This window comes from Micromonospora sp. NPDC049201 (assembly GCF_055586805.1).
Genome location: NZ_JBVJHM010000023.1, coordinates 1 through 21,346, shown reverse-complemented (window position 1 = coordinate 21,346; position 21,346 = coordinate 1). Strand labels below are relative to the sequence as shown.

The window sequence follows — 21,346 nt, the reverse complement described above, 5'->3', positions numbered from 1 at the left end:
ACCCACCCTCACCCCCACCGACAACTTCTTCGACCACGGCGGACACTCCCTCCTCGCCACCCGCCTCATCAGCCGCATCCGCAGCACACTCGGCGTACACCTGGACGTCTTCACCCTCTTCGAGGCGCCCACCGCGAAGCTGCTCGCCGAGCACCTGCAGAACGACGACGACGGTCGGGCCCCGATCGAGGCCCGCGACCACGCGCACGGTGCACCGCTGTCCTTCGCCCAGCGCAGGCTCTGGTTCCTGCACCGATTCGAGGGCGAGGCGACCTACAACGTGCCGCTGGCGTTGCGGCTGTCGGGCCGGCTCGATGTCCGCGCGCTCACCGCCGCGCTCAACGACGTCGTCGGCCGCCACGAAAGTCTGCGCACGGTGTTTCCCGAGCGTGACGGGGAGCCCTGGCAGGAGATCAGGCCGGCGGCCGAAGTCCACGTGCCGATCGCCGTCGAGACGGTCACCGCCGAGACGCTGCCCGACGCGCTCGCCCGCGCCGCGCAGACGCGCTTCGACCTCGAACGCGACCTGCCGCTGCGCGCCACCCTCTTCCGCCTCGGCCCGAGCGAGCATGTCCTGCTGCTGCTGATGCACCACATCGCGGCCGACGGCTGGTCCATGGCTCCGCTCGCCCGCGACCTGTCGAGCGCGTACGCCGCCCGCCTCACCGGCGAGGCACCGCAGTGGGAGCCGCTGCCGGTGCAGTACGCCGACTACACGGTGTGGCAGCAGGAGACGCTCGGCGGCGGCACCGACCCGGCCAGCCGCCTGACCCGGGAGACCGACCACTGGCGCACCACGCTGGCCGGACTGCCCGACGCGCTGGCCCTGCCCACGGACCGGCCCCGCCCGACCGTCGCCAGCTACCAGGGCGAGACGTACCGGTTCACCATGGACGCCGTCCTGCACGAACGGGTGGTGACAATGGCCCGCGCCCGCGGCGCGACCGCCTTCATGGTGCTGCTCGCCGGGCTGGCCGGCCTGTTCAGCCGACTCGGTGCGGGCACCGACGTGCCGGTCGGCTCCCCGATCGCCGGGCGTACCGACGAGAAACTCGACGACCTCGTCGGCTTCTTCGTCAACACGCTGGTGATGCGCATGGACCTGTCGGGCGACCCGACGTTCGGTGAGCTCGTCGAACGGGCCCGGTCCACCGCGCTCACCGCGTACGCCCACCAGGACGTGCCGTTCGAGCACCTCGTCGAAGCCGTCAGCCCGGCCCGGTCCCTGGCGCACCATCCCCTGTTCCAGGTCATGCTGGCGCTGCAGAACACACCGGAGGGTCGACTCGACATGCCCGGCATCACCGCGAGTTACCAGCCCGCGCACACCGGAACGTCCCGGTTCGACCTGTTCTTCAGCCTGTGGGAGAGCTACGACGACGGTCGCCCGGCCGGGCTCGCGGGTGTCCTCGAATACTCCACGGACCTGTTCGACCCGGCGACCGTGCGGACGCTCATCGAGCGCTGGAGCCAGTTCCTCACCACCGCGACGCAGGAGCCGGACCGCCCGATCGGGCGCATCGACGTCACCACACCGGAAGAGCTACGGCGAGTGCTGGCCGAATGGTCATCCGGGGCCTGACCTCCGCCACGGACGGAAGGGAAGGGTAGGAGATGGCACTTCGCGTCGTGGCGGTCGCCCCGCCCGAGCTGCCCGCGAGCGGGCTCGGCCGGCACACGCTGACCAGCGCCGACCCCGCCAGCCTGTTCAACGCGTGCCGCGTCGCGGGGCAGCGGGCGGCGAACGGCACCGGCGCCTGGGGCGACTCGAACTGGGCCGGAGGCCGCGCGTCCCGGCGGGAGTCGGTGCTGCTGATGCACAGCCTGGTCGAGGACATGGCGCGGTTCGACGCGCTCCTGGAGCGGTTCGAGCCGAACCTGCTGCTGCTCGGCGCCATGTCGGTGTGTCTGCCCGGCGCGGTCGCCTGCGCGGTCCGCGCCAAGCAGCGCCTCGGCGACCGGGTCCACGTCGTCCTCGGTGGCCGGCATGCGTCGGAGACGATCTGGCGGGCCGGCGGCACGGTGCGGCACCATCCGGGGTCGCCGGTACGCCTGATCGCCGACGGCACCCTGCCACCCGTCTTCGACCTGGTGGTCGCCGGTCCGGGTGAGCATGTCATCGCGGGGCTCGGCGAGGTGATCGCCACCGCCACACAGCCCGCCACGTCCGCCGAGCTGGCCGCCGGGATCGCCGACGAGCCGGGCGACTGGATAGCCAGTTGGGCCGACGGCGACCTGCCGCGCGCGGTCACCTCACGGCGGCCGACATTCAGCCGTGACCAGCTACCGAGCCCGGCCGAGATCTTCGGCGTCGGCGCCAGCTTCGACGTGTTCGGCGGCCGGCTCACCGGACACGTCTTCAGCGACACCGGTAACGGCTGTGTCTTCGACTGTGACTTCTGCAGCGAACGGCGCAGCGTCACCGGCGGCCTGGTCGACCTCGGCAACGGCGCCGACCGCCTGGTCCGGCAGTTGCGCGCCGTCAGCGACGTGGTCGCGGCCGACGCGCCCGGTCGCGGCGCCAGCGCCTTCATCGAGGACTCCACCATTCTCGGCGGATCGCCGCGGGAGATCACTCGGCTGGTCGACCTGCTGGACCGGGCCGACCTGGACATCCGGTTCGGCGGGCAGTTCACCATCGACCAGATCCTCAGCCGCACCGACCTCATCAAGGGACTGACCGAGGTCGGCATGGACTACCTCTTCATCGGGGTGGAGACGCTCGACCCGGGTGGCATCGGCGGCATGAGCAAGGACCGGCGGCCGGACGGGGCGGCGTGGATGAGCCGCACCGAGCAGGCCATCGACCAGCTCACGCAGCTCGGCGTCCAGACCGGGGCGGCGGTGCTGTTCGGCCTCGGCGAGCCGCACCGCGACCGGCTCGCCCTCCTGCGACAGCTGAGCGACTGGCGCGACCGGTACGGCGGGCCGTGGCCGGTCAGCCTCAACTGGGCCACCCAACATCCGTTGCGCGGCGCCGACGGCGGCACCGGCTACCGCTACAGCGACTGGTCGGTGCCCGCCGGCGAGTGGGCCGAAGCGTTCGACGACTTCGGGGAAGCCACCACGCGTTACCCGCTCAGCGGCTGCGCGCCGCCGGTGTTGGCGGAGGTGCAGGAGATCCGGGCGACGTTCCACGCGCTCTACGAACGGCCGAGCGACGGTGGTGCGCGGTGACCACCCAGTTCTACGCGAGCGGTGCCGGCGACCGGCTGGTGGACGCCGATTTGCTCCCACCGGTGGTGCAGGCGCTGCTCGCGCACGAGGAGCGGATGCTGGACTCGATCAGTGCGGGGGTCGACGTGCTCGTCGAGGTCGGCAGCATGTCGGGCCTGCATCTCGAGTGGGCGGTCCGCCGCGGCCTGGGGTACGTCGGCGTCGACGTCGTTTCCCGCTACGTGGCCGAGGGCCGGGCACGGCTGGCCGATCGCGCGCTACCCGCCGACAGGTACCGCTTCGCGCTCGCCGACGCCGAGGAGCTGCCGGCCGTGGCACTGCCACCGGGGCGAGCGGTGGCGCTGTTCCCGTTCAACAGCTTCGGCAACATGGCCCGGCCCCGCGCCGTGTTGACCGCGCTGGCCGGCAGCGGCCTGCCGTTCGCCATCAGCACCTATCGCACGGACCGGGACGCGTCGCGGCGGCGGCGGGAGTACTACGACGCCTGCGGCTACACCGGGCTGCGGGTCACCGAGGACGCCGACGGGGTGCGGTTCCGCAACGACGAGGGTCTCGACACCGTCGCCTACCACCCGTCGCGCCTGGCCGAGTGGTTCCGTGCGGCGGGGCTCGCCGCGGAGCCCGTCGAGTTCGGCGGCTTCGGGTTGTTCTACGTCGGCGCGCCCACCGGCTCGCCACTCGCGCCAGCCTGAACGGCAGGGAAGGCCGGTGGATGAACGCCACCGGCCCCGACAGTGACAAGGGGAACACCGATGCGAACGGTCGGCATGGTTGAGCTCTCCGTCTTTGAGCGGATCACCCCGCTGGTCTCCGGATACCTGGAAGCGTACGCCCGCGCCGACGACGTCCTCACCGGTGAGTACGTGTACCGGACGTACACCACCAGCATCAAGACGCCGGCCGCCGAGGTGACGCGCCACGTCCTGGACCTCGACGCCGACATCTACACGTTCAGCTGCTACGTGTGGAACATGGGCCTGGTGCGGCAGGTCCTGGCCGCGCTGCGCGCCGCCAGACCGCACGTGCCCGTCCTGCTCGGCGGCCCCCAGGTCATGCACCACGCCGACCAGCAGCTCGGCTCGACCGACACGTTCACCGCCGTCTGCAACGGCGAGGGCGAGGGCATCTTCGCCGCGTACCTGCGCGAGCTGACCGAAACGACGCCGGACCTGACCAAGATCCCCGGCCTCAGCGTGCGCCGCGACGGGCAGCTCATCACGACGCCCGCACCGCCGCGCCTGGCTGACCTCAACGAGATCCCCTCGCCGTACCTCACCGGCCTGTTCGACGACGAGTACACCATCGGCCTGCTGGAGACCAACCGCGGCTGCCCCTACCACTGCGGGTTCTGCTACTGGGGCGCGGCCACCAACGACCGGGTGTACCGGTTCGACGAGGAGCGCGTCCGCGACGAGATCACCTGGATGGGACGCAACAACGTCTTCTTCGTGTACCTCGTCGACGCCAACTGGGGCATGCTCGGCCGGGACATCGAGCTGTCGCAGCACATGGCCGACTGCACCCGCGAATACGGCATGCCCAAGACGGTCTACTTCTCGGCGGCGAAGAACAAGCCACAGGCGGTCACCAAGATCACCGAAATCTTCCAGAACGCTGGTCTCGTCGCCTCCCAGCCGGTGTCGATCCAGAGCATGGAGCCCCGCGTCCTGGACCTGGTCGCCCGCTCCAACATCAAGCTCAGCGCCTTCGCCGCGCTCCAACAGGATCTGCGCGAGAAGCGGGTCAGCTCGTTCATCGAACTCATCTGGCCGCTGCCCGGCGAGACACTCGACTCCTTCAAGAGCGGCATCGGGCAACTCTGCGACAACGGCGCGCAGACCGTCATCGCATACTCCCACCTGCTGCTCAACAACACCCCCATCTACCACAACCGGGATCGCCTGGGCCTGACCACCCGGCCGGCCGGCGGGGACGTCGCCGACGCCCGCATCGTGATCGCCACCCGCGAGGCCAGCACGGCCGACTTCGCCGACGGCATGCGCTTCTTCTACGCGGTGCACGCGCTGCACAACACCCGCAGCCTGCGCACCGTCGCCGAGTACCTCGTCGGCGCCGGTGTCACCACCTACGCGGGCCTGTTCTCCGAGTTCGTCGACTACTGGCGCAGCCGCCCCGACGACCCGCTGGTGCGCTTCGTCGAACAATCGATCGCCGCCGCCGACTACTACGACCTCGGCAACTACGGCCTCTTCGTCCACCTCGCGCTGCACCAGCATCGCGACGTGTTCGCCGAACAACTGCGCGACTTCGCCACCAGCCGCGACTGGTGGGCCGACCCGAGGGCCCGCGCCCGCTTCGAGATCGACACCATCAACCGCCCGTACGTCTACTCCAACACGCCGTTGGACGAGCCGTCCGGCGCCGGCGCAGCCGTCCGGGTCCTCGGTCGCACCGGCCGCCGGTACACCGTCGAACTGGCAAGCGAGTGGACCGAGGAGCTACGGGACGCCGCGCGGCTGCCCGCCGGCGGCCCCGGCTACGTCGTGGACCACAAGCGGTTGCAGTTCCCCAACATGGCCACGCAGACCCTGGAGCACAACGCGCACTACTGTCACGGCATGATCGAGAAGGTCGAGAACATCGCCCCCGTATGGCGGGCGGTCCCGGCACCGGCTCACCACTGACGGCCGCCGCCGGGCCCGCTCTCCCTGCCGACCGCCGTGCGGGCGAGGCGGCGCGTCAGCCCTTACCGAAGGCGTGCGGCGTGCGGCGAGGCAGCAGTGCGCGTAGCTCGGCCGCCACGGCGTCGGAGATGTCGCCCAGGCCACGCGCGACGACGTCGGCCGGGTCCAGCACCCCGTAGGCCAGTCCGGACAGTCCGGCGGCGGTGAGCGTGGCCCTCTCCCCGGCCTGTCCGGCGGCGGTGACGTCGATCGTCCCACGGGTTCCGTCGAGCAGATACCGCCCCGCGAGCAGCTCGTCCTCGACGATCTCCAGCTGAGCCCGTCCGGAGCCACAGGGCACGTCGCGGAGCGCGTCCATCGACAGGAGCCGACCCATGAGGGGCGGTGACGTGGGGAAGGCCGCCCTCGCCTCGGTCCGGACGGCAAGGGAGCCCGCCCAGGTCTCGGGGTGCTCGTCCGGCGCGACGGTGACCGCGATCTCGGCGACCTGGTGGACGTGCTGGGCGAGGAACCGGAGCAGCAACGCCCGCCCGAGCCCACTGGTGTACAGCAACTCGTCACCGTGCAGGCGACCGCCGTAGCCGTCGATGCGGTAGGTGAGCACACCGACCACCTCCCCGTCGACCGAGGCGACGGCGAGCCACCGGTCGGCGGGGGCGAGGATGCGGGCAGCTCGGTAGTCGGGGGTGAACATGAAGCCGTGCCGTTGCGCCAGCAGGCGTCGCTGGAAGGCGCGGTAGACCTCGAAGCCATCCTGTATCCCCTGCCAGGACACGTCGCCGGGAAGGTCGACGCCCAGCAGCGGCGCCAACCCCTCGGGCGCGAACGTCGCCGTACGGTTGAGTGGCAGCCCGACGTAGCCCAGTTGTTCGTAGAACGACGGATGGAAGGGATAGAGCGTGGCCAGTAGGTGTCCCGTGTCGAGCATGTCGCGGTGAAGCTGGCGCATCAACCGACGACAGTGGCCCTGTCGGCGGGCCGCGGGATGGGTGGCCACCCAGGCGATGCCCGCCATGCGCATGACGATGCCGCGCAGGTTCTGGTGCGTCGGGATCGCCGCCGCCGTGGCGAGCGTCCGGCCACCGCCCTCAGCGATCAGCGTGTGGTTGCCCTCGTGAAAGGGGAGGATGCTCGCCAGATCCTCCGCCGCGTCCGGGGACGGCGATTCGTCGAAGGCGTACGGATAGAGGGTGAAGGCGGTGCGCAGGCGTTCGTCGCCGGAGACATCGCGGATGTCGCTCATCGGGATCAACCTTTCCTTGCACGGCATGCTCGATCGGGACATTCCGGCCCGCCCTCGGACGGGGCCCGTCATCTGGCGTGCGACGTCGCGCGGCGGTCGCACTACGGCGACTGGCGCGGGGGCTTCATCCCGAGCCGGGCGCACCAGGCCGCCACCAGGCCGAGTCCGCCGCACAGCCACCAGACCCCGTTGCCCAGCCACACCCACGCCGCGACCCCGATCAGCGGGCCGGCGGCCATCCCCAGGCCGAAAGTCGCCTGGTGCGCGCTGATGTAGCGGGCGTTCACCGGCGCGGGAAACGTGGCGGGGTAGGCGAACATGGTGGGCCCGTTGATCATGGTGCCGAACACGAACACGACGGTGCACGCGACGAGCGCCACGGCCGAGCCACCGCTGACCCCGAAACTGGCCGCACCGACCGCCATGAGCACGGTGCCCGCCGTCGCCGCGACGTGACCAGGCCACCGCGCGACGCTCGCGGTGATCTTCAGTTCGCAGAGGATGAGCACGATCGACGCGGTGACCAGCACGCCGCTGTAAAGACCGGTGGAGTGCCCCTCGGCGCTGATCTTGAGCGGGAGGACGACGTTGAACTGGACGTAGATGACCGCACCGATCAGCGTCGAGGCGAGGAAGAACCAGAAGCGCCCGTCGCGCAACAGGATGCCGTACACCATGCGGGTGCCGGCCCCGTCCTGGACGACCGCGTCGGGCGCCCCTCGTCCGGTCCACGGATCAGGTAGCAGCCAGCGGGCGAGAATCGCGTAGACCAGCGCGGTGGCAGCGTCGAACCACAGCAACAGGTTCCAGTCCACGAGGATCAGCCCGGCGGCGACCAGCGGGCTCAGCGCGGCGCCGATGTTCAGGGCGATGCGCATCATCGAGAAGCCCATGACGCGCATGTCGGCCGGCATCAGGTCGCTCAACAGCACGGCCGCGGCGGGACGGTAGCTCTGGGTCGCGAGCCCGGCCAACAGCATGGCGATCATCAACACGCCGAACGTCGAGGGTCGGCTGAGCAGCGGCAGGACGGCGAGGATCACGGCGGAACCGAGCATCGCGACGGTGATGGCGCCGCGCGGGCCGATGCGGTGGATCAGCTCGCCGCCGACGAGCACGCCCACCACCGATCCGGCGCTGTAGGCGGCGATCGCGGTGCCGGCCTGCCCGGCGGAAAACCCGCGGAAGACCAGGTAGAGCACCATGAACGTCTGGACCACCGCGCCAAGCTGGTTGACCAGCACGCCCCCGAGCAGATACCGCACCGGTGTCGGGGTCCGGCGTAGGACGGTGAGCACACCGGCGGGTCTGTCGATGGTGGCGGTCACGGCGATGTCTCCAGATGGCTCGTCGTCAGGTGGCGCGCGGGCATGACATCGAATGTCGTCTCTCCCACCTCCGGCTGCCATTGCAGCGCGCCGACGAGTTGGTCGGAAGTTTTGACCACGTAGAGGAACCAATTCACACACCCCGTGGGAATAGCTTCCGGCAGAATTGGCGGCGGCGACGGATGGCCGCGAGTGACAGCCGCTGGTCGACGGCCGGACCCTGCCGCGGTCCCGCCGGAGTCCCGACCGGACCGCTCGCGCGCCACACATCCGGACCCCTTTCATTCGGCCGACAAAGGCCGTGTCCGCCGTGCCGATAAACTCATCGACCACGTTCACGATCACTTGATTGTCTTCCGCTCCCAATGCTTTCCATCAATGCGCATTTCGGCTTGGGTGAATGCACGACAGCCGGAAAACGCTGTTGTCGACGGCGCGCCGCGCCCCTACGGCGTGCCGTCGCGGCACGTCACACCCGTCCCGGAAGGAATACACGTGTCTGTCCACGACGTGGATGTTCTGATGATCGGCGCAGGTCCGTCGAACCTCGCGCTGGCGGTGGCCCTCGAGGAGTGCGACTCACCCGAGGTCGCCGGCCGGGCCATGGTCCTTGAGCAGTACGGGGATGTGAAGTGGCAGCGGAATCTGCTTCTGCCCTGGACCCGCAGCCAGGTGTCGTACCTCAAGGATCTGGTGACCCTGCGGAACCCGCGCAGTCGCTTCTCGTTCCTGAACTTCCTGCACGAGAACGGGGAACTTGACGAGTTCGTCAACCTCGGCACGTTCAACCCGTTCCGGTGGCAACTGTCGGCCTACCAACAGTGGGTGGCCGACACGTTGGAGCACGTCCGGGTGCGCTACCAGGTCCGCGCCGAACGGATCCAGCCGATCCGAGCCGACGACGCCGCGGTACTCGGCTTTGTGGTGCACCTGTCCGACGGCGACACGATCGTCTGCCGCGACCTGGTCTTCGGTGGCGGCCGGGACGCCTTCGTGCCCGAGGTGTTCCGCGGCCTGCCCACCGAGCGCGTCGTCCACAGCACCGAGTACGGCAGCCGGGTCGGCGCCGCCACGAGCCTGGCCCGCCCGGGCGGGCCACTGCGGCCGGTGGTCGTCGGTGGTGCGCAGAGCGCGGCCGAGATGTTCATGGCGCTGCACCAGGACGCCCCCGGCTCGTCGCCCGTGATGCTGCTGCGCTCGATCGCCCTCAAGAACTACCAGACCAGCAAGTTCGTCAACGAGCTGTTCTACCCGTCCTTCGTGGACACCTTCTTCGGCATGTCCGACCAGGTTCGCCACAAGGTGCTCAACGAGATGCACCTGACGAACTACGCGGGCCTGGCGCCGCCGTTCCTCGACGAGTTGTACTCCATGATCTACCGGCAGAAGATGCTCGGCCAGCCCGTCTCCACCGTCCGCGGGCTCACCGAGGTCGTCGGGGCGAAGGTCGAGCCCGTGCCCGGAGGTGGTGCGGAGGTGGTGCTGGACGTTCGCGACCTCCGGCACGACAGCGTCGAGCAGGTCCGATGCGACGCGCTCTTCCTGGGCACCGGTTTCGACTCACGGATGCCGGCGATGGTGCGCCAACTGGCCGACACCATCGGTCTGTCGAAGGTCACCGTCAACCGGCACTACCGCGTCGATCTGGGCGCGGATGCCAGGGGCGCCCTGTACCTCCAGGGCGTCAACGAAGCCACGCACGGCATCTCCGACTCGCTCATCAGCGTCCTCGCGCAACGCTCGGCCGACATCGTCGGCGACATCGTCGACCGCCGTGTCGCCGACCGGGGCGCCGGCGCCGACCAGGTGTCGGCCGACCGGGCGCTGGCGGTGCGGGCATGATCGACATTCGCCGCCTCGACCGTGATCGTCTGGAGCCTGCCTACGGGATCGACGGCCAGCGCCTGCTGCCCTGGCCGGCGCTCAACGCGCCGTTCGAGGGCGCCTGGTGCGTCCTGCGTGCCGGGACCGAGTCGACTCCGCACTCCCACCACGAGTACGAGATCTTCATCGCCGTCTCCGGCACCGCCACGGTGGTCGTCGACGAGGCGCGGCATCCCTTCGCCGCGGGCGACATCGTCCGGTTGCCGCCGGGGTCCACCCACCGGGTGGTCAACGACGGCCCCGACGACTTCGAGTACTACGGACTCTGGTGGGACCACGAGATGTCGGCGACGTTCCTGGCCCGGCACGAAGCGGATCGACGATGAGCACCCGGACGGTGATCATCTCGCCGGCGCCGACGGCGAACGGGGACCTGCACCTCGGGCACATCGCGGGCCCGTTCCTGGCAGCCGACGTGCACACCCGCTACGCGCGGGCGCTGGGGCGGGAGGTGCTCCTGGGCACCGGCTGCCAGGACACCTCGACGTTCGTGGTGACGACCGCCCACCGCCGCGGCGTCCACCCGGACGAGCTGGTGGCCGCCTCGGCCGCGCAGATCGAGTCGACCCTGCGGACGATGGGAATCGGTGTCGACAGCTACACCGGCGACGACGACCGGTTCACCGGGTGGGTCGTCGACTTCGTCGGCCGGCTGCGCGCGGCAGGCCGGCTGGAGCTGAGGACGATGCCGTTCCCGTACTCGGAGCGGACCGGGCAGTTCCTGGTGGACGGCTTCGTGTCCGGCAACTGCCCGGAGTGCCTGGCCGAGGGTTGCGCCGGGCTGTGCGAGAGCTGCGGGCACCTGGTGCCGGCGGGCGAGCTGCTCAACGTGCGGTCCACCCTGGACCCGGAGGAGCCGGTACCGCTGCGGAACGCCCGGGTGCTCGTACTCCCGGTCGAGCGCTATCGCGACCGGCTCCGCGCACACGTCGAGAGGCACGCCGACGGCATGCGGCCGCACATGGTGCAGGCGATGGTGCGGGTGCTGTCCCGACCACTGCCTGACTTCCCGGTGACCTATCCGGTGCCGTGGGGCATCAAGGTGCCGTTTCCGGAGGTCGCGGGGCAGGTGGTCAACCCCAACGCCGAAGCGATGGCGTGGAGCATGCACTGCTCGGCGCTGGCGGCGGAGAACCGGGGGCACCCCCCGGCCGGCGAGGACGGACTGTGGCTGGCCGGCAGCGAGTCGGAGATCGTCTACTTCCTCGGATTCGACAACTTCTACCCGTTCGCGATCACCGGTCCGGCGATGTTGCTGGCCTGCGACGACCGTTACGAGCTGCCCACCCGCTACCTGACCAACGAGTTCTACGAGCTGGACCACCAGAAGTTCTCCACCAGCCGCGGACATGTGGTGCGGGGCCGGGACCTGGCTGCCGAGGTGCCACGCGACCTGATCCGGTTCTACCTGGCCACGACCAGCCCGGAACACCAGCGGACCAGCTTCAGCCGGGACGCGCTGTCGAGAGTCACCGAGTCCCGGCTGACCGGGCCGTGGAACCGGGTCGCCGATCGGGTGAACCGCTGGGTCGGGCGCGGCCCGCTGCCGGTGTCGGCGCGCTCGCGCCACGCCGCAGCTCGCATGTCCGACCGGTTCGCGGCGTCCTACGAGCTGCCCGGGTTCAGCCTCAACCGCGCGGCGGAGGCGATCAGCGAGCACCTGGCCAGGCTGGACCGCTGGCCGGCGGCAGACGACGACGCCGGTGACTTCTGCTTCGAGGTCGGCTGGCTGCTCCGGGCCGCCGCGCCGATCCTGGTCGACCTGGCGGCCCAGGCCCTGGGGGAAGCCGCGAACGCCAGCACGGATCCCGCCGAGGTCACCTCCGTCGTTCCGGTGCCGCTGCCGCGGCTTGCCGCGCCGCGGGGCGGGCGATGACCGAGGCCACCTGCCAGGCGGACCGGGCCCGGCCGCGGGTCGTGGTGGTCGGTGCCGGCGTCACCGGGCTGCTCTGCGCGATCCGGTGCGTACTGGCCGGGCACCGCGTGGTGCTGCTGGAGCACGGCCCGATCCCGCATCCGGAGTCGACCTCCTTCGACCAGCACCGTGTCCTGCGCGCCCTCGCCACCGGCGACGTGGCCGGCACCGAACGAGCGGCACGACTGCACCGTCGCTGGCGTGAGCTGGACTCCCTGATCGGCGGCGGGCTGTCGGGCGCCCGCCTCTATCGACGCGTCGGGGTGCTGACGGCGCTCCCTCCCGACGAGGTGGCTTCGGCAGTCTCCACGGCCGACGCCACCGGGCTGCCGATCCGGGTCACCGCTCCGGCGGACCGTCCGCACATCGGCTTTCCGGCCGGCGCCGCGGTCGTGTTCGAGCCGCACGCGGGCGTCCTGCTCGCCGACCGCATCCTGCGGGCAGCGGTCCGGTGGTTGCGGCGGCACCGGCTGGCGGACCTGCGGCCCGGCCGGGAGGTCGTCGGCGTAGGACCGGACACCGGCCGGGTGCTGCTGGCCGACGGCTCGGTCGAGTCCGGTGACGCGGTGCTCGTCACGGCCGGGCCCTGGTCGGCGGCCCTGGTCGACCTGCCGGTGACGCTGCACCGGCAGACCATGGTCTATCTGCGGCCGCCGGCTGAGTTGGTCCACCACTGGGCGGCGGCACCCGCCGCGGGTGGGATCGGCACCGACGGCCGCGCATGGTTGCTGCCGCCGGTGGCGGGCACCCTGCTCAAGATCAGCACCGATGCCGTCCGGCGTGGGGTGACCACGCTGTCGGATCCGGACGACGCAGCGGGCTGGGCCGCCCGGGTGCTCTCGGCCGGCATCGTGGCCGACGTCCACCGGTACGACGTCGTGCGCGTGCGGCACTGCCACTACGCCACCGCGGCCGGCGCGGACACCGGCTTCGTCCGGATCGGGCTGCGGGCCTGGGCCCGCCCGGCCAGCGGCGGCGACGGATTCCGCACCGCTCCTCATGCCGTCGACGCGGTCGTCGACGAGCTACCGGGGTCGAGCCGCGGGCGCCGCGGCGTCGACCCCATGACACCCACCGCACCCTGGAGGACACCCTCATGACCGCCCCCGCACCCGCACCCGGCGCGCTGCTCGTTGTCGGCAGCGGCCTCAGGCTCTACCGCGAGTACATCGTCCGTGCCGTCGCCGAACGTGCCCGCAAGGCCGGGCTGCGGCTGGTGCTGATCAACAATCTCCGGCCGACCTGGCAGCACGAGTACTTCGACGACATCGTCGTGGTCAATGTGTTCGATCACCGGTTGCTCGCCGAGACCGCCCGCGAGCTGGCCGGCAGGTACACCGTCACCGGGTTGATGTGCTGGGACGAGCCGCTGGTGATGCCCGCGGCCGAACTGGCCGCCGAGTTCGGCGTGCCCGGCCTGGGCGTACCCGGAGTGCACGGTTGCCGGGACAAGTACAGCTGCCGTACCCGGTTGACCGCGGCCGGCGCACCGCAACCCGGCTTCGAGCTGACCGCCGATCTCGACCAGGCCCGCACGGCCGCCGCCCGGATCGGGTACCCGGTGATCGTCAAGCCGCGCGCGCTCGGCGCCAGCATGGGGGTCTCGCTCGCCTCCGACGAGCGGGAACTCGAGTTCGCGTACCGGGTGGCGCACGAAGCCAGCCTGATCGGCGACGAGCCCTACCGCGGTGGAGCCATCGTCGAGGGCTTCGTCGACGGTCCGGAGATCAGCGTCGACGGCGCCGTGCACAAAGGCGAGTACCTGCCGATGTTCGTCGCCAGGAAGACCACCGGCATGCCACCGTTCTTCGAGGAGACGGGACACGTCGTGGACTCCGCCGACCCGCTGCGGTCCGACGACACGCTGCTGGACGCGCTGGTCACGGCGCATCAGATTCTGGGCATCGAGAACGGCATCACGCACACCGAGGTTCGGCTGACCCCGCACGGCCCGGTGATCATCGAGGTCAACGGCCGCCTCGGCGGTGACCTGATCCCGTATCTGGGTCAGATCGCCACCGGCATCGAACCGGGCAGCGTGCTGTTCGACGTCGCCACCGGCCAGCGCCCCGACCTCACCCATGCCCGCGCCGGCGTCGCCGGCATCCGGTTCGGCTACCCCGACCACGACTGCGTCGTACACTCGGTCGCCGTACCCGAGCAGGCACCCGGCCTGGTTCTCGCGTCCCGCATGGTCGAGCCGGGCACCACACTGCGGCTGCCACCGGGCGGCTACATCGCCCGCCACTCGTTCGTCGTCTGCTCCGCCCCGGACCCGGAGACCTGCGCCCGGCAGCTCGACGACGCGGTGGCACTTGTCGAGCTTGACGCCGAGCCGGTCGCTCCCCCGCCGCCGGGCACCACTCTGACGATGCCCGCCGGGCTGCTGGACGTGGACGCGTGAGCATCGACTACGACGGCCGTCGGTTTCGCGCGCTGGGCGGCGGCGACGGCACCTGCGCCGTGTACCACCAGCGCGGGAACCTGATCTGGGCGGTCTTCGAGGGTGGACGAGTTCGGCGCGGCACGATCACCGGCACCTGCGACGAGCGCGGCGTGCTCAGCCTGGCCTACACCATGGTGCTGGCCAGCGGCGAGGTGATCGCCGGGCACAGCACCAACACGCCGCAGTGGCTCGGCGACACCCTGGTGCTGCGTGAGGTCTGGCAGCGCTACGGCGCGCACACCGCCGCCGGCGTGTCGTACCTCGAGGAGATCCCGGGAGCGGCGCGATGACCGGATGGCGGATGCTGCGTGGCCTCGTCGACGGCGAGCTCCGGCTCCCCGGCGATCCCGGCTTCCCGGAAGCGTGCTCGCCGGCGAACCGGCGGTTCGCCGGCATCCGACCGGCGGCCGTCCTCACGGTCGCCCATGCCGGGGATGTCAGCCGAGCCATCGACTGGGCCCGCACCGAGTCGGTGCCGCTGGTCGCCCGTGGCGGCGGTCACAGCTACGCCGGCCACTCCGTGTCCTCCGGGCTGGTGCTGGACCTGCGGAGGCTCACGGGTGTCCGGTTCGACCCGGACAACGGACAGGCCGTGGTGGCGGGCGGCACCCCGATGAAGGCCATCTACGCGGCCCTGCGGCCGTACGACGTCACGTTCCCGCTGGGCAACTCCGACACGGTCGGCATCGGGGGTCTGACCCTCGGCGGGGGTGTCACCACGATCTCTCGCGCGCACGGCCTCACCTGCGACGCGCTGGTCTCGACCGACGTGGTACTGGCCGACGGGACCAGGGTCACCGCCTCGGCTCGGGAACATCCGGACCTGTTCTGGGCGTGCCGGGGCGGCGGGGGCGGCAACTTCGGTGTCAACACGAGCTTCACCTTCCAGGTCCGCCCCGCTCCGGCCGGGTCGACCTGCCTGGTGCTGTGGTCGTGGCGGCACGCGGTCGAGGTGCTCGCCACGATGCAGGAGATCATGCGGACCGCGCCGGACGGCTTCTCCGCCCGCATCGGCATCGCCCGCTCGTCCGGCGGCGCGGGTGTCGTGTCCGTGGTGGGCCACCACCTCGGCCCGGCAGCGGAGCTGCGCGAGTTGCTGGCACCCGCCCACGCCGTCGCCCCGCCCGACCGGGCCGAGATCGAGGACCGGGACTTCTGGGCCGCCGCCACCTACCTGCACCACAGCAGCGTCGGCGGCGCCTTCGCGGTGCGGAACCGCTGCGTGCCGCACCCGATCGACGACGCCGGACTGGTCGCACTGGCACGGGCCGTGGACACGTGGCCCGGCAGCGGGAACGCGGACGGGGCCGGGGCCGCGCTGTTCGCGTGGGGCGGGGCGATCAGCCGCGTACCGGTGGCGGACACCGCGTTCCCGCATCGCGACACGCGGTTCCTACTCAGCCTCGACACCTCATGGGCCGAAACCGACTCGCCGGAGGTCGTTCGCGCCAACCTGGAATGGCTGCATGCCCGCTACGTCGAGTCGGGCCGGTTCGCCCCTGACGCGTCCTACGTCAACTTCGCCGACCCCGACCTCGAAGACTGGCAGCGGGCCTACTACGGGCCGAATGCCGAGCGGCTCGTGCAGGTCAAACGCCGGTACGACCCGGACCGTTTCTTCGCCTTCCCACAGGCGGTGTGACCGCGGTCCAGCGAGGTCCGACGCTCCTCAGCGACTCCGCTCGCGAGCGGCGGCTGGGCGACCCCGATCCCCCGGCCGGTGGGCGGGAGTATCGCCGGCCCGGTGGTGAGCCGACCACCGCCCGCACGGTGCACCCGTCCGAGCCCCGCCAACCGGGGCCGGGCCCGGACGGGTGCCCGACCGGCGAGTTCGCTCGCGATCAGACCGCGACAGGTACCGGACCTCGCGCCGCCGGGCGGGCCGCGACAGGGGGCAGAGCCGCATCGGTGCACGCCCGGACGGCGAATCCCGGCTCCGTTCCACCAATGCGTGGAACATCCCGCCGAACCCGGGCGGAGCGGCCATCGGCAGGTCAGCTGGTGAGGGACGTCGGCATCAGCCAGCGAAAGCCATCCACCCACCCGGCCGATACTGCCGCGAAAAGGCGAAAGCCCACATTGAGCGAATGGTAGAGCCAATCACCTCACCTCATGGACATGCGTACGCGGCGTCCGCATGAATTCGGGCATGAGATGTGCCCGAGGATCAGCTGTCGCGGATCAGGCAGCGGAGACACCGACTCAACAGTTCGGCGAACATCAGGGCTCGGTTCCCGCAGGGAGAGCCGATTGCGCCGTGTTGAACAACGTGTTGGGGAGAATCCACCATGGGCAGACCCGAGAAGCCGGTCAATAAAGCCAGAGAACGCGTCGCCCAGTTTGCCGACGAATTGCGGCAACTGCGTGCGCTGGCGGGGAATCCGACATATCGCCAGATGGCCGAATGCGCGCTGTTCTCGCCGTCTGTGCTTTCCAGCGCCGCGAGCGGCAACCGGATGCCGTCCCTGCCGGTGACGCTCGCATTTGTCGCCGCCTGCGGTGGCGACGAGGACATCTGGCGGCAGCGCTGGCTCGCCGCGACGGGCGGGGAGGTACGGCTCTCCACGCGGGTACGGCCGGCGGGCCGGCGCGCCGGCGGGCTCCCGTACCCGATGCAACTGCCACAGCGACCGCGCGGATTCATCGGCCGGGCGGCGGAACTGGAGTGGTTGCGGATCCCCGACGACGCCCCGATCGTGATCAGCGGTCCGGCGGGGGCCGGCAAATCGGGCCTGGCTCTGCACCATGCCCACACGCAAGCAGCCGAGGCGACCGACGGGCAGCTGTATGCCGACCTCGGCGCGCACCAGGCCCGCAGCGTGTCCAGCCCCTACGACATCCTGGACGGGTTCCTCCGGGCACTCGGGGTGTCAGGCGACCAACTGTCCGACACCCTCGACCACCGGGTGGGCCTGTACCGCACGTTGGCGGCCGAACGCCGGCTGTTGATACTTCTCGACAACGTGTGGGACGAACAGCAGGTGCGCCCGCTGCTGGTGGACAGTGACACGAGCACGATAATGCTGGTCAGCCGCAAGCGGCTGCTGGGACTGCGCGACGTTCGTCGGCTACAGATCAGACCACTGGCGCGCACCGACTCCCTCGCCATGATTGAATCGGCCCTGCCCCTCACCGTCACGGCCGAGCCCGACGACCTCGACCGTCTCGCCGCGGCCTGCGGCGACCTGCCGCTGGCCCTGGACATCGCGCTCCGGAGGATCGCGCTGCGTCCACACACGGCCCTACGGCAGGTGGTGGACGGTTGGCACCGTGGTGGGGACGTGCTGAGCTGGCTCCGCATCGGCGACCTGTCGATGCGGGAGTACCTCCGGTCGGCCTATCTGGCGCTGAGCCAGCCGGCCCAGATACTGCTGCACTGGTTGGCCCCGGTCGCCGCGGATGCGGTGAGCCCGCTGCCGCCGGAGGACGACGAGCTGGTGGACGAACTCGTTGATGCGGGCATGCTCAGCAACACGCCCAGCGGATGCGCCGAACTGCGTCTGTCCCCGCTTGTGCGTGCGTTCGTTTGCGACACCGCCAGATCGGTGGCTCGCGGCCTGCCAGCCGTCGTCGGTCCGCTCCGTGCCGGCCGCCACGCCGCCTCGTAACGGGACACCACTGACAACTCCTGACTCAATGATGTTGGACGCGCCTTCGGGACGTGAAGATCGTTCTGCCTGATCGTGGGGAGGGGTGAGCAGCCGCCGTGGATCGTCTCGGACGACCTCTGGGCCGAGATCGCGCCGCCGCTGCCACCCCGACCACCACGCCGGCAGCGGTTCCCGGGCCGCGAACCCCCGGCTGACCACAAGAGTTGGGCTTATGAACTCGGGGAGGGTTCTACTTCGACTCCCGGTAGTCTACGAACGCTTGGCGTTCCTCGGGCGGGCGGGAGAGCCAGTCATTGACCGCCAACGCCCCCACCGAGGCGTATTCGTCGATTATTTGTAGATGGTTTCCTGGCACGTCCGCCAACGTGACCGTGGTGGCGTTGTTCCAGGTGAACATCCAGTCGTTGTTGTCTTTCGGTCCACTGATCCGTTCGGATGCGCGGACCTGGAGCGTCGGTATCTCGATGTGCTCGGCGGGCCACCACGGGAAGGAGAGGTAGTGGACCATCGCGAAGACCCAACTGTCGTCGCCGTCGTCGCCGGTCCGTCTGAGTCCTTCAAAAATCTGCTTCTGCCACAGCGGTCCATCTTCCGTTACGGTTTGGAGGTCCTTTTGCGAGGGCGAGTCGAGAAGGATGACGCCAGCCGGCGCCACGCCCATCCGCGCCAGTTCGGCAGCGACCCGGTGGGCGATCAGCCCACCGCTGGAGGTGCCGCCCAGTGCGAACTCTTCGCCGTTCGCGTTGTCTCGAATGATTGTCTCGACGTACGCGAGCGTCATCGCCTCGATGTTCTCCGGCAGTTTCTCACCGGCATGGAAGCCGGGCGAGTGCAACACCGACACGTCACGGGAGCCCTGGAACGCCAACCCCAGTCGCGCATAGGGGAAATTGTCCGGGGCCACATATGGGTTGAAGAGGTACAACTTGGGCTTGCCGTCGCCGGTGGCGATCCGGGTGGGAGGCCGGACCGCCTCGCCGGCCGTGTCCACACCGAACGTCTGACGCAACTTCGCCAACCGGCCGATCACGTCGAAGAACTCGTCGTGCCTGCCGTCGACCTCGGCCTGCATGTACATCTCCGCAAGGTTCGACACCCGAACAGCTCCCGAGCCGGCCGAATCGGCTCCGGTCCTGGGCTGGCTGCCGGCACTCACGGCGGAGGCCAGCTTGTTCACCAGATGATCGGCCAAGGCTTCGGTGTTGGGCTGGTCGAAGACCAGCGTGGCCGGCAACGACAGCCCGGTCGCGGCGGCCAGCCGGTTACGCAGCTCCACCGCGGTCAACGAGTCGAAGCCGAGTTCACGGAACGCGCTGCCCGGATCAATCGTCGTGGGGTCCGGATGGCCGAGCACGACCGCAGCCTGTGCCCGCACCAGCTCCAGGACTGTCCGCTGGCGTTCCTCGACTCCCATGGTGGCCAACCTGGCGGTCAGGTCCACCTGCGTGTCGGTGGTGGTCGCCGCCCGGCGGGACGAGCCGGAGCCGCCGGCCAATGTCCGCCACAGCGGTGGCACACCACCGGTTCCGGTGCGACGTAGCGCGGCCAGGTCCACCCCGATCGGTACGAGCTGCGGCTGGTTGGTGCGTATTGCCGTGTCGAACAGTGCGAGGCCCTGCTCGGTGGAGAGGGGGAGAATGCCGTTGCGTCGCATCCGGTCCAGGTCGACCTCGTCGAGATGCCCGGTCATGGCTGACTGTGGGGCCCACAGTCCCCAGGCCAGTGACTGGCCGGGCAGGCCGGTGGTCTGTCGTCGTAGCGCCAGGGCATCCAGGACCGCGTTGGCCGCGGCATAGTTTCCCTGCCCCGGTGAACCGAGCGTGGCCGCCGCTGAGGAATACACCACGAACAAACCCAGATCCGCATCCCGGGTCAACTCGTGCAGCCACCACGCCGCGTCAGCCTTGGCCCGCAGCACCGTCTCCAGCCGCTGCGGCGTCAACGCCTCGATCACCCCGTCGTCGAGGACTCCCGCGGTGTGCACCACCCCGACCACCGGATGCTCGGCCGGCACCCCCGCCAACACCTCCGCCAGCGCGTTCCGGTCAGCGACATCACACGCGATCACCCGCACCCGCGCGCCCAGCCCGGTCAGGTCACCGACCAGCTCCGCCGCCCCGGCCGCGGCCGAACCCCGCCGGGACAACAACACCAGATGCCTGACCCCGTGCGCAGCCACCAGATGCCGGGCCACCAATCCACCCAACACCCCGGTCCCACCAGTAATCACCACCGTGCCCCCCGCATCCAGCCCCGCCGGCAGCCGATCCGGGTCGGGCAGGGACAGCCGGCCGGTACCACCGGCTCGGGTCAGCCGCCTGACATACAGCTCATCGGCTCGTACCGCGATCTCGGGTTCGCCGCTGTCGAGCACCGCGGCGAGGATTCTGCCCAGTCCGTTGCCGTGGTCGGTGTGATCGTCGAGGTCGAGCAGGATGAATCGGTGAGGGTGTTCGGACTGCGCGGAGCGCACCAGACCCCATACCGCAGCCGCGGCCAGGTCACTGCCATCGGTAGCGCCACGGGTGACCACCACCAGCCGGGAACCGTCCGAGCCCGGATCGGCCAACCAGTCCTGGACCCAACCCAACACCAACGCGCTCGCCGCGTGCGTGGCCTCGACAACGCCCACAGCATCGCCCGCAGCCGGTAGCTCGGCCACCACGACCGCGGGCAGCTCGCCCTCAGCCTGCCCGTGCCATCCCCAGACCGGTTCGGTAGTCACCGGTTCCGCGTCCGGCAGCGGCACCCATTCCACCGTGAACAGTGACTGCGCCGCATCCGGTACCCCGGCGGCGAGTTGGTCGGTGGTCACCGGCCGCAACACCAGCGAGTCCGCGGTCAGGACCGGCTGGCCGGCGGTGTCGAACACCGCCACCGCGATAGCACCATCGTCGGACGGTGTGAGCCGGACCCGCAGCGTGGTCGCTCCGGTCGCGTGCAGCCGCACCCCGCTCCACGCGAACGGCAACACCGCCCCGTCCCCGTTGACCAGTCCGGTTAACCCGATCGGGTGCAACGCAGCGTCCAGCACCGCCGGATGCAACCCGAACCCGTCGGCTGCGTCCTGCTCGGGCAGTGCCACCTCCGCGTACAC

The 21,346-nt window shown here is 70.4% G+C and carries 15 protein-coding genes; 12 read left to right on the top strand and 3 right to left on the bottom strand.

Features of this window, described 5'->3' with window-relative positions:
- The 4 genes from ACZ6O5_RS30965 to ACZ6O5_RS30950 all read left to right on the top strand — a co-directional run.
- Positions 1-1,582: condensation domain-containing protein (locus ACZ6O5_RS30965; protein ID WP_465981840.1), on the top strand; the 1,582-nt coding region annotated here is incomplete at its 5' end.
- Between the two features lie 32 nt (positions 1,583-1,614).
- A complete protein-coding gene (locus ACZ6O5_RS30960; protein WP_465981838.1) occupies positions 1,615-3,177 on the top strand; it encodes a B12-binding domain/radical SAM domain-containing protein in 1,563 nt (520 codons plus the stop codon).
- Positions 3,174-3,869: a class I SAM-dependent methyltransferase gene (locus ACZ6O5_RS30955; RefSeq protein ID WP_465981836.1), complete on the top strand. Its 696-nt coding sequence runs from the start codon at positions 3,174-3,176 to the stop codon at positions 3,867-3,869. Before ACZ6O5_RS30960 ends, ACZ6O5_RS30955 begins: the two co-directional genes overlap by 4 nt.
- Positions 3,870-3,944: 75 nt before the next feature.
- Positions 3,945-5,822 carry a cobalamin-dependent protein gene (locus tag ACZ6O5_RS30950; RefSeq protein WP_465981834.1) on the top strand — a complete coding sequence of 626 codons (1,878 nt, stop codon included), beginning with the start codon at positions 3,945-3,947 and terminating at the stop codon, positions 5,820-5,822.
- 55 nt (positions 5,823-5,877) lie between these two features.
- On the opposite strand, the gene ACZ6O5_RS30945 is transcribed toward ACZ6O5_RS30950, so the two are convergent.
- Positions 5,878-7,065, bottom strand: a complete 1,188-nt coding sequence (locus ACZ6O5_RS30945; RefSeq protein ID WP_465981832.1) for a GNAT family N-acetyltransferase — start codon at positions 7,063-7,065, stop codon at positions 5,878-5,880.
- A 101-nt stretch (positions 7,066-7,166) separates the two neighbouring features.
- Entirely contained in the window at positions 7,167-8,309 is a 1,143-nt protein-coding gene (locus tag ACZ6O5_RS30940; protein ID WP_465981830.1) for an MFS transporter, read from the bottom strand.
- Positions 8,310-8,915: 606 nt separating this feature from the next.
- Here ACZ6O5_RS30940 and ACZ6O5_RS30935 point away from each other — a divergent pair.
- The 8 genes from ACZ6O5_RS30935 to ACZ6O5_RS30900 all read left to right on the top strand — a co-directional run bounded on the left by ACZ6O5_RS30935 (position 8,916) and on the right by ACZ6O5_RS30900 (position 18,246).
- Positions 8,916-10,235, top strand: coding sequence for a SidA/IucD/PvdA family monooxygenase (locus ACZ6O5_RS30935; protein ID WP_465981828.1), 1,320 nt, complete (start codon positions 8,916-8,918; stop codon positions 10,233-10,235).
- Positions 10,232-10,603, top strand: a complete 372-nt coding sequence (locus ACZ6O5_RS30930) for a cupin domain-containing protein (RefSeq protein ID WP_465981826.1) — start codon at positions 10,232-10,234, stop codon at positions 10,601-10,603. Before ACZ6O5_RS30935 ends, ACZ6O5_RS30930 begins: the two co-directional genes overlap by 4 nt.
- A complete protein-coding gene (locus tag ACZ6O5_RS30925; protein WP_465981824.1) occupies positions 10,600-12,153 on the top strand; it encodes a class I tRNA ligase family protein in 1,554 nt (517 codons plus the stop codon). The genes ACZ6O5_RS30930 and ACZ6O5_RS30925 overlap by 4 nt, the downstream gene beginning before the upstream one ends.
- The gene (locus tag ACZ6O5_RS30920) at positions 12,150-13,292 is read left to right on the top strand and encodes an FAD-dependent oxidoreductase (RefSeq protein ID WP_465981822.1); all 1,143 of its coding nucleotides are present in this window, start codon (positions 12,150-12,152) and stop codon (positions 13,290-13,292) included. Before ACZ6O5_RS30925 ends, ACZ6O5_RS30920 begins: the two co-directional genes overlap by 4 nt.
- The gene (locus ACZ6O5_RS30915) at positions 13,289-14,596 is read left to right on the top strand and encodes an ATP-grasp domain-containing protein (RefSeq protein ID WP_465981820.1); all 1,308 of its coding nucleotides are present in this window, start codon (positions 13,289-13,291) and stop codon (positions 14,594-14,596) included. Before ACZ6O5_RS30920 ends, ACZ6O5_RS30915 begins: the two co-directional genes overlap by 4 nt.
- Positions 14,593-14,928 carry an avidin-fold protein gene (locus tag ACZ6O5_RS30910; RefSeq protein WP_465981818.1) on the top strand — a complete coding sequence of 112 codons (336 nt, stop codon included), beginning with the start codon at positions 14,593-14,595 and terminating at the stop codon, positions 14,926-14,928. Before ACZ6O5_RS30915 ends, ACZ6O5_RS30910 begins: the two co-directional genes overlap by 4 nt.
- Positions 14,925-16,280, top strand: a complete 1,356-nt coding sequence (locus tag ACZ6O5_RS30905) for an FAD-binding oxidoreductase (protein WP_465981816.1) — start codon at positions 14,925-14,927, stop codon at positions 16,278-16,280. Before ACZ6O5_RS30910 ends, ACZ6O5_RS30905 begins: the two co-directional genes overlap by 4 nt.
- A gap of 646 nt (positions 16,281-16,926) precedes the next feature.
- A complete protein-coding gene (locus ACZ6O5_RS30900) occupies positions 16,927-18,246 on the top strand; it encodes an NB-ARC domain-containing protein (RefSeq protein WP_465981815.1) in 1,320 nt (439 codons plus the stop codon).
- Positions 18,247-18,478: 232 nt separating this feature from the next.
- Here ACZ6O5_RS30900 and ACZ6O5_RS30895 read toward each other — a convergent pair whose 3' ends face one another.
- Positions 18,479-21,334: an SDR family NAD(P)-dependent oxidoreductase gene (locus tag ACZ6O5_RS30895; protein WP_465981813.1), complete on the bottom strand. Its 2,856-nt coding sequence runs from the start codon at positions 21,332-21,334 to the stop codon at positions 18,479-18,481.
- Positions 21,335-21,346: the final 12 nt, after the last annotated feature.